Origin of the sequence: Paenibacillus sp. Soil787, from assembly GCF_001429545.1 — a bacterium.
In the GTDB taxonomy this organism is placed as follows: Bacteria; Bacillota; Bacilli; order Paenibacillales; family NBRC-103111; genus Paenibacillus_E.
Map to the genome: position 1 here is coordinate 92700 of NZ_LMSP01000048.1, position 14963 is coordinate 107662.

Here is a 14963-nt window from a genome sequence, read left to right on the forward strand (position 1 = left end):
ATACTTAGTTATTTCTCTAACAAATTGGCAATGACCTGTGCACTTTCAGCTCGGGTAGTGAGGCCCTGAGGCGCAAACTCGTTCTCCCCTCGTCCGCGAAGAAGTCCTAAACCAAGGGAAGCGTACACGATACTTTTGGCCCAATCGTTAATCAGGTTATCATCCGCATAATGACCTTGCCCCTGCGTAACGACCTTCTTGCCTGATTTAACTTCGTAGGCACGGATGATCATGACAGCCATTTCCTCACGTGTGATCGATTCCTCAGGAGCAAAATGGGTTTGGCTTCTTCCCGTTACAATCCCTGCACGATACGCCGCCACAATTGCCCAATTATACGGATCGTCATTATTTACATCGCTAAATGTGGTAGTACCAGTGGATTTCAACCCGAGAGCTCGAGCCAGCATGGTGACGAATTCCGCACGAGTCACTTTATTTTGCGGCGCAAATTCAGCATCGCTTACTCCCGAGACGATTCCTTGCGCAGCCATTCTTTTAATGACTTGGGAAGCCCAATGGGATGACGGAACATCGTTAAACGTCTTGTCATACGTTAGTACACCGTATTGGCTGAAATGATAGATCGGCGCTTCAATCACTCCGTCCAACTGATGTCCGCCCACGTACTCAAGCCCTCCATTATCCTGGATAAAATAGATACCGGTCATTTCCTTACTTGCACTTTGACCGACTTTCAACCTTAAGGTCAATGGCTGCGAAAACGAGGATATGGTCTTCACTTTCGTCCCATCGCGGTCACTTACTTGCAGAGATAGCTCAAATACCTCTCCCGCTAATGTAATCTTAGCATGAGCTTCGTTCGTCGCATGGTTCAAGAGCTTCTCGACTTCCGGTTTATCTACTTTCTTAAATTTGAAAGATAAATACGCTGCGTTCGAGTCGTTAAGTAATGCAGCCCACTCAGCAATTAAACCGCTTGGTATTTCTAAGCTTAGGTCGTCTCGCTGGAAGATAAGTTTGCCAATATCATGAATCGCCTTATCCTGAAGTGGGACAAGTACTTCCGTAATACCTGGATCAACAGCCACAACCGCATTCCCGTTAGTAACGTTTAACTCTTTGACAATTTGTTTCTCCTTCGCTGATGGCGTTTCAGGTAGAATGCTGCCCAATCCTGGGCCTGGACCCGATGGTTCCGATTTCACAACTGTGAAATTGATCTTGTAYGTKWTCACGGWTTTACCRTCTTCCGCCGTCACTTCGATCGTTGCTGTTCCCGGCAAAGCTACCGCTTGGGTCAGTTTGACAACAGCCTTGGCATCAGTGGCGGATGCTGTWACCASCGGGGCTGCACTCGAGCCAGCTGGCAAGACCACATCATAGGTCAATGTATTCATGTCAAATGAAAGCAGGTCTTTACCGTTCAATGCAATTTTACTTAATGTCGCATCCGTGCTTGGCACGACATCAACTGTGAAATTGATCTTGTACGTGATCACGGWTTTWCCRTCTTCCGCCGTCACTTCGATCGTTGCCATTCCCGGTAAAGCTGCCGCTTGGCTTACCTTTAGGACAGCCTTGGCATAGGTGGTGGTAGCTGTTACCAGCGGGRCYGTTTTCGTGCCTGCYGGCAAAGCCACATCATATGACAATGTGTTCTTGTCAAATGAAACAAGGGCTTGATCGTTAATTTCAATTGTTCTTAATGTGGCGTCCGAGCTTGGAATCACAACAACAGTCACAACAACAGCCGGCTTTATTAATTTAGCATCCGCCCAATCTGCATGATCACTGCCGTTGCCATTTCCTCCGTCTGTAACGATTAGTTTTAACTGGCGTTTGTCCGCAATGTTCACACTAACCTTTTTAGCGGCTGTACGGATGCCTATATTATCGCTATCAAACAGCTTCTCGCCATCTGCCCAAATTTGGAAAGTTACTTTGCCTTCTGTGCTTTCCTGATCTACACCGACATCCGCTTCGAATTTTTCGTATCCTTTTCCAGAAATATCGTACACAATTTCAGAATTGGCATGCGTACCGATTCCTTTGGCATACGATTTGCTGCCCATACCGTCAAATAAGGTCAGTACATTGTCTTGAACGCTGGAATCCTTTCTCACCGTGCCCCAACCTGCCGTTGCGGTAACCCAATTCAGATCGCTCAAATAGGTCGGAACATCGGAATAACTCACGGTATAATGGTCTGCATCAGCGAGTCTCATATTAACCGTATTTGTGTATTTGGAAGCTAGCGTTATCGGTTTACTAATCGAATTCGCTTCCAGCCAGCCCGGAAATGCTGCAGGATGCGACCAAATATTATTAATTTGGAAGCGTATCGACCCATCTCCATTGACTGAGCTCTTGACGGAGCCATTTCCGTCTCCTTCAGCTGTAAGCCTTTTCCCAGACTCACCAAGTATTAAAGATGCATAGTTGTAATTGTTCTTGGAGGCGACGAAATCAGAGGTTCCTCTTAGTCCTTTATCGTCCTTACCATACTTGTGAAAATCCTTCTCGTCTTGCGACCATGCCCAAGTTGGTTTTACTCCGTACACTTCATCTCCTTCGCTCTTGCTCTTAAAGGCAATTCCCGCGTTCCTTCCAACTTGATCGCCAGGATAGTAAGACCAGAGACCCTTACGATCCCATGACATTCTGTCTGCTTTCGAAGAGACATCAAAGGCTACACCGATCGCATCATAGACAGTCGGAAGGTCGTTTACGGCGTAAGTCGTTGAAATTAGCCCCGTCCCGTCAACATGGATGGTAAATATGACGCCTGTTTTCCCGTAAGAGCCCGCTATGTTGACAATCGCCTCGCTATCTGTATTCGAGCTGTTTATACTGGACAGATTCCATGGGTCTAGCTTGGAAGTGAAACCCGGATTTAGATAGGGGCCTCCGATAAGAATCGTTTCTCCTTTATAAATCCCTTCTTTTATCAAGCCTGTTGCTTTGTCAAAAACGATTTTAAAATCTTGGCCCGAAAGGGTGATGTGTGCGTCATCCGTCTTAATTGTAGGGGCTTTACCTTGCGATTCGGCAAAATGTACGGTCTTCTCCCCGATCATCAGACTGTATTCATCCACCAGTCGAGATGACTGAAACCGGTCGCTTTGGTAAAACTTGAGGTGAACGATATCCCCCAGTTTCCAATTGTTAGCAGGGATAACCAATTCTCCTGCATGCATCGGCTCGATCGAAGGTCCCGTTAAGCTTTCCGTATGCTCTCCAAGACTCCATTCGACCTTAATTTCATTCAGATTCGTATGATTATAACGATTCTCAATCGGAATCGCCAAGGGATTGCCCGCGCCCGGATTCGGCAAGGAATTGGCATTAATTCTTATCGGCGAGTAGGCCTTTTTGACGTTCCAATACTCCGGTTTCTCCCTATTCCATGAATCCAAAATCCCCCACTTCACACGGAAACCGCATATTTCGTCTTTACAATAGGTGTTCAAATCCCGTGAATGCCAGATCGCCCCGCCTAAAGTGCCTTCGGTAGCATACATTTCATCCCAATAGCGTTTGATGGCTTCGCCATAAAAATCCTCGAAGGCCGGGTCATTATTAAACCAATCTTCATAATACACATATAAGTGTGCGTACTCATCATCAATTTCGGGTTTATCCCGCCCTCCGATCTTTTGTCCGTTGCCAATATAATGCACACTGAACAAATCATTATAGTTGCTAGGGGCATTATAGCCGAAGCTCGATTTAACCGGTCGGGTTGGATCAATTTTTTTCACATAGTCATGAATAGCGGCGATATTGGAGCCCCACGCGCTCTCATTTTCCAGCGACCAAATGACGATACTGGGGTGACTGCGGTCCTTTTCAATCGTTTCCGAAAATTGACCTATAAAATAACTCAAATAATTAGAATCGTTTAAGCGCTGCTCATCGCTTACGAACATAACCGAATTTTCCTGCTCCACATATAAGCCGATTTCATCCGCGTAATCCAGCACATATTCATACTGCGGCCAATGGGAAGTTCGGATGTAATTGATGTTGCCATCTTTCAATTTGGCTAAGGATTCCAGATCATGCTGCCGATCTGCTGCGACTCCGACAAAGGGAGAGGATTGGTGCCAATTCACACCATGGAGCTTGATCTCTTTCCCATTGACCAGCATTTTGTTGCCCGAGATTTTAATCTCTCTGAAACCTATCTTACGGACGACCGTCTGCACGGTTTCCCCATTCACCTTGACGCTTGCCGTTAACTTATACAAGTTGGGGTGCTCCGCATCCCATTTGAGAGGACTCTTGACCGGGATGTTGATGGTTTGCTCTAAATTTTGTTCTGATATCGGCATACTGCTCGGTTCAATGGCTACTGGCTTGCCACCTGGGTCTACGAGACTGTATTCCACAACGGAATTGGCTGTGCCTTCGCTGCCTAGCATCATACCCGCAGTAAGCTTCAATATCGCATCCTTATACGTCACATCAAACGTTGTCTCGGTCTGCAATCTTGCCAAATAATCAACGGGTAAAGCAACAAGCTTTACTTCTCCTACCAAACCTCTGACATGCTGATATTCCACAAAGTTTTTCTCAGCGGTAATCCCTACTGTAACCCACGCGTCTGCGCCTGGTGTCACGTAGTCTGTAATATCGCAATCAAAGGTTGTAAAGCCGCCTCGGTGCGTACGAACCAAATGCCCGTTTACCCAGATTCTAGCGACGTCAAAGGCGGCTTCAAAGCGCAGCAGCACTTTCTTCCCTTGATAATCCTGCGGAATCGAAATCGATTTTTTATACACATTCTCAATATTGCGATCCGGGAACCAATCGCCTCCCTGCTTGCCGCGAATGTCAAATCCGAGCACTTCTAAATTAGCCGGAACCTTGGCATCAGACCATCCTGATGGCTCTGCGCTATTTTTCCAGAATCCTTGGACAGGAGTTTGCGTGAATTTCCAAGTACCGCTCAAATCGATGATTGGTTTCTGGACACCTGTGACCGAATTGGGTAACGGGGCAATGACAGGTCTTGGCCAGCCATTCGTATCTGGTCCTACCGGCACAGTTGGCATCGGGTCACTCGCATAACCGAGCACTTTGAATTCCGCAATTCCTGCTTTGCTGCCCAGCTCGAAATCGGTTACGGTTATTCGTACATACCTTCTGGCCGCATCCAGAAAACGATCCGTATTCACTGTTGTGCGTTCGGTTTGATTGCTCTTATCGACTGCAGGATACCAGTTCATTGCATCCGAGGAGACTTCGATTGTATACTTAACGTTTTTCTCCGCTTCTTTCCAGGTCACCTCCGTGCCTGTCAACTCATAATCCTTGCCCAAATCCACTTGCAGCCAGTGCCCTTTTCCTGTATCCTTGGCCGCCCAAGCTGTTTCCAACTTCCCATCCACCGCATTCGCCGCTAAATTCGATGGGTCTTCGGAAGATGACTTCACGCTTTTCCCAAGCGCTATATTCGTCTCATCTCCTCTTGCAATCGAATAAGAAAATGTGATGGCCGTACTTTCTTGCGACCCCTTAGCCGCATATGCTCGAATTGCCGCATCTTGCATAATCGTAATCGGCTTCACATATGGCTGTTTGCTTCCAGAATTTTTGGGATCTGTTCCGTCGGTCGTGTAATAGATTGTTGCGCCGCTGACTGAACTGGATAACGCAACGTCCGTCTTCTCACTAACAATTCCCGAGGCCGGATTTGCAGAAATGGCCACAACTTGATAGGCAAAAGATGTTACTTCGTTATCCACTTTACCTGCCGCTTTCGCGTAAGCTTTTAGCGTAACTGTTGAATCAACGGAATCACCCTTAAGCGGTATCCGCCCCGTATACAATCGACTAGTGCCCGATGTTTTGGGATCGGTGCCGTCTGTCGTGTAATACATTTGCGCATTAGGCTCTTGCGTTGACAATCCCACTAAAGTTCCTTCGGCAACCACCATAGGCAGCATATCGGCAACCACCGGCAAGGCAACGGATGTATTGTAAAGATTAAACTCATAAACGGCAGCCGGGGATCCCACGGTGGCGATCTGGTGCAATCTTACATAACGTGCATTCGTTACAGGGAATTGATAGACTTGATCATCCAAATCCGTATTACTATTCTCCGTAACGACAGCAGACCAGTTATTCCCATCGTCGGATGTATCTATCGTAAATTGGGTGATGTAATTTTGATGATTTGGACTTTTACGCAATAACGCGTAATTGATGGACTGCTTCTTCCCCAATTCTAGGATAAGATCCCAAAGGCCCGATTTCGCTGGTTGCGCATATGTCGAACTATTGCCATCAATCGCATTGCTTGCAACATTGCCATATCCCGCTTCAACCGTCATTGTTGCAGTGGCTCCAAGCGCGAGATTCGTATATTGGGATAAGTCATCCGTAGGTATTGTATAAGTGAACGTCTGAGTTTCTCCAATGCCTCCACCTACATCGTCGATGGCAACTGCGTAAATGCTGATGTCGCGATTAATGGTCAGCGGTTCGGTATAGACAATTTTGCTTGGCGATGTCTTCGGATCGCTTCCGTCGACTGTGTAATAGATCGATGCCGAAGGCAAAGTACTGCTAAGTGTTACGGTTCTCCCCTTGCTCACGGTACCAGAATCCGGCGAAGCCATGACTTGAGGAATAATCGCCGCTTCCGAATACAGTTCGAACTCGCCAACCCTTACTGCCGGCCAGTCAGAGCCTTCCGCAGCCTTCTTTGTCACATGAAGCCGGACATATCTAGCGTTAATGGCATGTGGAAGCAATCTGTCCGTTACCTTGTTCATGTTGCCGGTTACTGCGTCCGCCGTTTGCCAAGGGCCATTCCCATCGTTCGTACTATATTCCAACTGAAAATCCTTCGTTGCCAAGTCATTTTCGGCGGCATGCTTAACGATCCACCTGGCAATATCGAAGGTATCTCCAAGATCCACAACCGCCCATTCATCCGTAATCGGACTAGTTCGCCAACCCGTATCGCTCGTAGACCACATGGTATCCATGGAGCCATCGACCAGATAGCTAGGTTGATGCTGCGATAGCGAGCTGCTTGCTGTCACGCTCTTTCCTAACGTCAAATTCCCAGTGACCGGAACCTTCGAAAGCGTATACGTTAAAATTTGTATCTGGCTTGTTCCGCCTTTCACTGGATCGACCGCAACAGCTTTCAAGACGATATCCCGATCAATCGCAATCGGTGCGGTGTAAAGCTGCTTACTCGCTGAAGTTGTCGGATCACTGCCATCCGACGTGTAATATATGGCCGCCGTGGCAAGTGAACTGCTTAACGTCACTTTCGTCCCTTTCTTCACGGTGCCAGAACCCAGATCAGCCGTCAGCACAGGAACGATCACTTCATTCCCATACAACTCCAACTCGCCGATTCTTACGGCCGGCCAATCGACCCCGTCCGACGTTTTCTTCGTCACATGAAGTCTTACATACCTAGTATGAATGGATTGAGTTAATATACGATCTGTTACCTTGTACGTATTGCCAGTGACTGTATCCGCCGTTTGCCAAGGTCCTCCGATATCCGTGCTGATCTCAAGTTGGAAATCACTGGTAACTAACGCGTCGGAAGCGGCATGCTTAACGACCCATCTGGAAATTTCGTAATTGTTCCCTAGGTCGACAACCGCCCATTCATCCGTAACGGGACTTGTTCGCCAGCCCGTATCGCTCGTCGACCACATAGTATCCATAGAACCATCGACCAGATAGCTTGGTTGATGCTGCGGTAGCGAGCTGCTCGCGGTCACGCTTTTTCCTAATGCCAAATTCACTGTGACTGGAACTTTAGCTCCATACAACTCCAACTCGCCAATTCTTACAGCCGGCCAATCGCCCCCAGACGTTTTCTTCGTCACATGAAGCCGTACATACCTCGTTTGGATAGATTGGGTTAAGATGCGATCTGTTACTGTGTACGTATTGCTTGTGACCGTGTCCGCCGTAAGCCACGGTCCTTCGGTACCTGAACTGTACTCCATTTGGAAATCACTGGTAATTAAAACGCCGGAAGCGGCATGTTTAACAACCCATCTGGAAATATCGTAATTGCCCCCTAGATCGACAACTGCCCATTCGTCCGTAACGGGACTTGTTTGCCAGCCTGTATCGCTTGTCGACCACATGGTATCCATGGAGCCATCGACCAGATAGCTAGGTTGGTGCTGTGATAATGAACTGCTCGCAGTCACTGTCTTTCCTAACGCAATATTCTCGCTATCCGCAGCAGCGGAAGCGCGGTTTGCATCTGGATACAGCATCAAGAAATTGCTGCTAGCGATAACCAGACACAATAGAATGTGAAGGAACATCTTGCCATTCCGCATGTAAACTTACCTCCTTCGTTATAGTTGAGGTCAAGCGGTTTCCACTTATTTCGAAGCCTTTTTTGCCATAAATTCGTTCAGTTGTTTCTGAATTTCAGCAATCACCTTGTCGATCCCGGCTGCTTTCAATTTACTTTTAAACTCAGGATAGAAAGCGTCATAGTCGGTATATCCATTGTTAGCTGGACCCACGTATACTTGGCCTACCGCATCAATTTGTGCGATTTCCGACTTTACGGGATCAGCATTGAATCGAAAGCCAAGCATTGGCGCCACAATAGAATCTTTATCCCATACTTTCAGCTTTTCTATGTAGGCAGGGTTAACATTCTTGCTGAACCGTTTCATCCGAATATCATCCCACGCCCAGTTAACCTGATTATAGGTAGCACGATCGGCAATTCCCTGCGTAGAAATCGCCTCGCCATCCAGCTTATAGTTGACATTGTTAACGCCATAGGAGAACAAATCATAATTTTCTTTACTGCTTCTAAACCAGTTGACAAAGGCCATGGCGGCTTGGCTGTTCTTGCTTGTTGAGAAGATCGACAATAAGTTAGAAGCAGCGTCGAAGACGTATTTCGGCTTTTCCGGATTTAAAAATACATCTTCAAGCGTACCATTGGGAAGTGTTGTCTTAAAGGCGTCAATCCGCTCCGATGTCTTCAGCACATTGGACCAGGTAGCAGCGATTTTCCCATTGTTCAAAGCGGCTTCCGAGTCTTTAATTTCTTGGGCATCTTTAGGAAACCATCCGTTCAGATACCACTTTCTTTTGGTTTTTACAATATTTTTGAAAATATCAGACTCGAAAAAGTTTTTAACTTCAAGGTTTTTATCGGCCGGATCAATGTAAGCCGGTCCTGCGCCATAATCGCCTATTGGCAAATAAATATCACCAAATTCTCGCAAGAGACCGCGTGTATTGTCATTGGCGATCGGTACCATATTCGGCTCATTCTTTTTAATTGTATCGAGGTAGTTTTCGAAATCGGCTAATGTCTTAATCGGAGCAAGCTTGTATTTCTCCCTTAAATCGCCCCGAATGGCGAAAAAGTTATTATTTTCAGCGGAAGGAACCAAAGTAGGAATGCCATAAATCTTCTTATCAATAGAAGCGCTCATGATACTCGCAGCCGGAATATTAGCTTTGAGCTGCGGGCCCTGCTCCTCAATTAAATCATTCAGAGGCATGATGACATTTTTAGCCGCGATTTGGGATAACCAGCTGACATGCGTCCAAGCAAGATCGTAATTCTCTCCGGAAGCTGCAATGAGATTGAGCTTATTCGTGTATTGGTCCCATGGAAAATAAGTGAACTCCAATTTGATATTTAAGCCGTCTGCCTTGAGTTTTTCTTCCATCGCCTTCTGAACGCCTGCCAAATCTTTGGGAGCATCGCCAGGTAAAACAAATTTCACTGTTCCTTCAACTATCGGCTTTGCTGAAGCCGATACCGGCGATGTTGTCGCATTCGCATTACCCGTCGCTTGCGGATTAATCCCCTCATTTTTCGAACAAGCAACCATCAAACTCATCATCATCGTGAGCACCAAAGTAGCACTCGCAGCTTTAACATGTAATTTCTTCAATGTTCTTCCTCCCGTTTCATTGAGGATCCTAGGATCCTGCATATGTTCAACTTGTAATCAAGCTCTAACTAACCTTTGACGGCCCCAATCATGATTCCCTTAATAAAGTACTTCTGAACGAAAGGATACATCAGGATGATCGGTCCGATCGTTACCAAAACCATCGCCATTTGTGCGGTGACAGATGGCAGCGTCGTGCTGCCTACGCCATAATTGCCGCCTGAACTCATATAATTAATCATGGATTGAATCTTGAACAGCATGAACTGCAGAGGATATAATTCTCGTTCGTCAATTAACCAGAGCGCCAAGTTCCAGTCATTCCAATAAGCCAAGGAGTAGAATAAAGCAATGGTCGCCGTAATGGGCGTGGAAAGTGGAAGGATAATTTTGACGAAAATATACAGCGGATTTGCCCCTTCAATTTCTGCCGATTCCACCAAAGCCGGGGGTAATGATTTGAAGTAATTTCGAACCAGAAATACATTAAACGGGCTTACTAGCATCGGTAAAATCAAAGCAAAGATGGAATTTTTTAGATGCAAGTACTTCGTAATAAATATATACCAAGGGACAAGCCCTGCGTTAAAAATCATGGGAATAAAAATGAAAAGTGCAATCACATTTCTATATTTCACTTTGGGTACTGCGATCGCATAGGCTAGCGTTGTGGTTACAAGTAAACTCAACCCTGTGCCTAGTAGTGTAACGATTAAAGATACACCGTAGGCGTTATAGATCTCGCTTGATGCGAAAATCAACCTAAAAGCGTCTAGCGAGAAGTGATCCGGAATGAATCGATAGCCATTATTCACAACTGACTTCTCGTCCGTCACCGACACGATTATCGTAAGAATAAAGGGAATTGTCGTAAATAAACAAAATACGATAAAGATGATATGGAATAGAATTTGCGAAGCTCTTCCTTGGTTGTTCACTACTCCACCCCTGACTAAAACAACGAGTGTTCATTGTTATATTTTTTGACTGCCCAATTGCAAAAGATAACGGTGATAAACCCGCAAGCGGATTGATATAATCCCACTGCAGCAGGCATACTGATATCCCCCAACTTTTTGACAGCCCTAAATACATAGGTGTCAATGACATCCGTTGTTGCAAATAACATTCCATTTTCATCGCCTACGATGGAATAAATGGTTTGAAAATCCCCAAAGAACATTTTGCCAATGGATAAAAGAGTAAGTATGATGATGGTCGGGAACAACAACGGCAAAGTGATGTAGCGAGTCTTCTGCCATCTGCCAGCCCCGTCAAGTGCGGCCGCTTCATAAAGCTCATCGTCAATGCCTACGATGGTGGCCAAGTACATCACAACCGCATAGCCTGTATTCTTCCAGATGAATACACCCACTAAGATGGAAACCCAATATTGTGCGCTAGAGTACCAATCAATCGGAGTTCTATTAGTAAGCTCCAGCAATTGATTCGCAACGCCAAATTTTGTGCTGAAGATTAAATAAACAAAATCACCGACTACAATCGCAGAGAAGAAATAAGGCAGAAACATGAAGCTTTGATATAACCTTTTTAAAAGGCCATTTTTAACTTCATTTAAAAGAAGCGCAAATGCAACGGCAAAAAGTGTTCCAAAGATGATATAGTTCGCATTAATGAACAACGTGTTGAAAGTCGTTCTCCATGCGTACTCGCCGTTGAAGAAAAATTTAAAGTTATCAAACCACACCCACTTGCTTCCGAAAATGCCGTCTGCGAATCTGTAATCTTTGAATGCAATGATAATCCCTGGCAAAGGCAAGTAACTAAAGATAATAAAAAATAGTAAGCCCGGTAATGCCATCATGTAGTACCAGCCGTTTTTCCAAAGCTCATGAATAAAACCTTTTCTTGATTTCTTTGCTTGATATCCAGTTCTCGATGTAAGGGTTGTTACCTGACTCAATGGACTCGCTCCTTTCCGACATTATGTAAACGCTTTACATTGCATGATGATCATAAGATTTTAAACTGAAATTGCCTATTTCGCATTCTGCTTAAAGTATTAAAATCTTATGATTTAGGGCTTAAAATTTTTAATATGATATGAATTTCTTAATGCCTTCACGGGAGGGTGATAAACATGCTGTTCTCGGCAGATTCCTTGGCGCTCAAACACATCACAGCACTTAGCAATCCTGCTTCCAAAGGGGCAACAGACCTTGCCGTGCCCTTCATAACATGAATGAAATTCAGCGCCAACACTTCATCTCCGCCACCATGGCCGTCTTCCGTACTTATCTCGTACTTCTCCACTCGTGAGGTGTGGTGCATGAATACCTTTAATTGCTGTGTATACCAATCAAATTCCAAAGTGCCTTTGTATCCGAGCAGTCTTGCTCCCCGGGCTGCTGCTTTTTTCCGCGCGAAGAAATTCTGCGAATAGGAGACGTGCATCCCTGTCTCATACTGAATGATAGCGCTGCCTGAATCCTCATTGCCGGTATCTACGCCAAAGCAGCATAGGCTGTTCTCAACTGATGCTTCACCGCGAAAGTGCTTTTTTGCATAGGGCCCCTCTGGGCATGTATGATATTCTTCGCAATTCACGCATAACAGACCTTCCGCATGATGGCCTTTAAAAATTTGTTTGGATTTCATAGCGCAGATTCGGACCGGCCGGATGTCAAGCAGATGGTTGATATAATCGAAATCATGCGTTGCTTTTTGTAGAAACAACCCGCCGGTTTCTTCTTCATCCCGATACCAGGTGTGATAATAATCATAGCCGTACGGAACATTATTAATCGCTTGAACATGCTCCACAGTGCCGAGTTTGCCCGATTGAACAATCTCCTTCGCCATCGTAACCATCGCAGAGACACGCAGTGGAAAGGATACGACAACTTCACTTTTTGATTGCTCTCTCGCCTGCTTCAATCGCTGCCAATCCGCCATCGATGTCGAAACCGGCTTTTCAAGAAACAACGGTAACCCACGCTTTAACACCTTGATCGCCATCGTCGTATGCAGCGAGCATCGCGTCCCAATGATGATGCCATCCAGCTTCTCGCTGTCGAGCATTTGGTCCGCATCGGTATAGAATTTCACATGCTGCGTATCGATTCCCCGAGTTTCAGCTCTTAATTTGGCCCGCTGTAGATCCACATCCGTTATGGCCTGAATCTGAATGCCTTGTTCGTATTGCAAAAGCAATTTAACGATCCAGCTTGCCCGTTCCCCCAAACCGATAATCCCCACATTCGCCATGACACACACTCCCGTTCACATTACTCTTTAACAGATCCCAACATAATACCGTGAATAAAATACTTTTGTAGAAATGGATAAATCAATAGAATTGGCACCATCGATATGACGATCTTGGATGCGTTCAACGTTTTGTTCGACATTTTGGATAAAAGATCAAGTTGATTCGGATCGCTGGACATTTGCTGCATATTCACTTGCACGACGAGCTGTTGAATGTAGGCCTGAAGCGGATATTTGTCAAAGCTGCGCATATAGATCATGCCGTCGAAGAACGCATTCCAATGGCTGACGATGCTGAATAAACTTATTGTAGCAAGAGCTGGTATAGATAAGGGTAGGGACACCTTGACCAACATATACCAAGGGCCCGCCCCGTCCATTTCGCCCGCTTCATTCAGCTCCTTCGGAATACTCCGAAAAAAATTCAGCAGCAGCATGACATTGAATACCTGTACGGCAGTTGGCAGCACCAGGGACCAAATGGAATTAAAGAGTCCAAGTTCCTTCACGACGATATAGAGCGGAATGGTTCCTCCGCTAAACAGCATGGTGAATACGAGAAACCACATATACAAATGCCGAGAACGGAATTCGCTTGTTTCCTTGGACAACGGATAAGCCATGAGAACTGTCAATAGAAAGTTAATCGAGCCTCCTAGCAGAACCCGCTTAACGGAAGTTATAAATGCTCTCAAAAAAGCCGAATCGCCTAATAACGTCTTGTAAGAAAATACATTGAATCCGATCGGCCAGAACGTGACGCTTCCTGCTGCCGCCGCCGCTTTGTCACTAAATGAAATGGCGACCGTATACCAAATCGGAGCGAGCGAAAGCAGTGCTACACCGCCCATCAGCACATAGAGTAGGAAGGCCGAAATTTTGTACCCGATTGTTTGGCTTCGCACCACAGTCCCCATCTCCTCTGTTAAAAAATACGGTAATTCGCAAATCTGCTGGCCAGCTTATACGATGTCATAATGAGAATAAAACCTATCACAGATTTAAGCAGTCCGACCGCTGTGGCTAAGCCATATTGACCATCTAGTATCCCAGCCCTGTAGACGTACGTATCGATGATGTCACCCGATTCATAAACGAGCGGATTATAGAGATTCAAGATTTGATCGAATCCGGCATTGCCGGCATTAAGTATGCTGCCCAAGCTTAATGTCGCCAGCAGAACAATCGTCGGTCTGAGTGACGGAATTGTCACATGCCAAATCTGCTTCATCCGATTTGCTCCATCCATCTCAGCCGCTTCGAATAAGGAAGGATTGATTCCGGCTAACGCAGCCAAATAAATAACTGCGTTAAAGCCGAAATCTTTCCATACGTCAGATGTAATCACAATGCTGGGAAACCAGCTGTTGCTAATCATAAACAGGATCGGTTTGAAACCGAATACTTGGAGCAGCTCGTTCACTGGGCCCTTGATCTGGAGAATATCGGTAATCACACTCGATAAAATAACCCAAGACAAGAAGTGTGGCAAGTAGACGATCGTTTGTACCCACCGTTTGAACGTTCTTCTTCTCAACTCGTTCAACGAAATAGCGAATAGTAAGGGGATGCATAGATTCGCTATGATTTTCATAATCGAGAGGAACAAGGTGTTCGTGAGTATCCTTTTGCTGTCGGGCAGTTGAAACAGATACTGAAAGTTCTCGAATCCTACCCATTGAGATTTCCAGATACCCAGACCGATTTTAAAATCCTGAAAGGCAATAAGCGCTCCGAACATCGGGACAATGCTGAAAATAAAGAGCAGGATAACCCCGGGAAGCAGCATGGCGTGATAATGTTTCTGTATGGATCGATACCTCATTAAGTTCTCTCCTC

The 14963-nt window shown here is 45.7% G+C and carries 7 protein-coding genes; all 7 read right to left on the bottom strand.

From position 1 onward, the window contains the following. Nucleotides 1-8: 8 nt before the first annotated feature. The 7 genes from ASG93_RS32785 to ASG93_RS32815 all read right to left on the bottom strand — a co-directional run bounded on the left by ASG93_RS32785 (nucleotide 9) and on the right by ASG93_RS32815 (nucleotide 14949). The gene (locus tag ASG93_RS32785) at nucleotides 9-8300 is read right to left on the bottom strand and encodes a glycoside hydrolase family 2 (RefSeq protein WP_056839242.1); all 8292 of its coding nucleotides are present in this window, start codon (nucleotides 8298-8300) and stop codon (nucleotides 9-11) included. Nucleotides 8301-8345: 45 nt separating this feature from the next. Then, nucleotides 8346-9893 (bottom strand): extracellular solute-binding protein, encoded by a 1548-nt coding sequence (locus ASG93_RS32790; protein WP_056839244.1) that lies wholly within the window; start codon nucleotides 9891-9893, stop codon nucleotides 8346-8348. Nucleotides 9894-9961: 68 nt separating this feature from the next. Then, nucleotides 9962-10831, bottom strand: a complete 870-nt coding sequence (locus ASG93_RS32795) for a carbohydrate ABC transporter permease (RefSeq protein WP_056839246.1) — start codon at nucleotides 10829-10831, stop codon at nucleotides 9962-9964. A 14-nt stretch (nucleotides 10832-10845) separates the two neighbouring features. Next, nucleotides 10846-11817 carry an ABC transporter permease gene (locus ASG93_RS32800; protein ID WP_235551045.1) on the bottom strand — a complete coding sequence of 324 codons (972 nt, stop codon included), beginning with the start codon at nucleotides 11815-11817 and terminating at the stop codon, nucleotides 10846-10848. Nucleotides 11818-11975: 158 nt separating this feature from the next. Further along, nucleotides 11976-13121, bottom strand: coding sequence for a Gfo/Idh/MocA family protein (locus ASG93_RS32805; RefSeq protein ID WP_056839248.1), 1146 nt, complete (start codon nucleotides 13119-13121; stop codon nucleotides 11976-11978). Between the two features lie 20 nt (nucleotides 13122-13141). Next, on the bottom strand, nucleotides 13142-14032 hold the full coding sequence (locus tag ASG93_RS32810) for a carbohydrate ABC transporter permease (RefSeq protein WP_056839249.1): 891 nt from the start codon (nucleotides 14030-14032) through the stop codon (nucleotides 13142-13144). Between the two features lie 17 nt (nucleotides 14033-14049). Continuing rightward, nucleotides 14050-14949, bottom strand: a complete 900-nt coding sequence (locus tag ASG93_RS32815) for an ABC transporter permease (RefSeq protein ID WP_056839252.1) — start codon at nucleotides 14947-14949, stop codon at nucleotides 14050-14052. Nucleotides 14950-14963: the final 14 nt, after the last annotated feature.

What these genes read in the sequence shown, in the direction of transcription:
- ASG93_RS32805 (WP_056839248.1), bottom strand. Translation starts at nt 13,121, where the DNA reads ATGGCGAATGTGGGGATTATCGGTTTGGGGGAACGGGCAAGCTGGATC.
- ASG93_RS32815 (WP_056839252.1), bottom strand. Translation starts at nt 14,949, where the DNA reads ATGAGGTATCGATCCATACAGAAACATTATCACGCCATGCTGCTTCCC.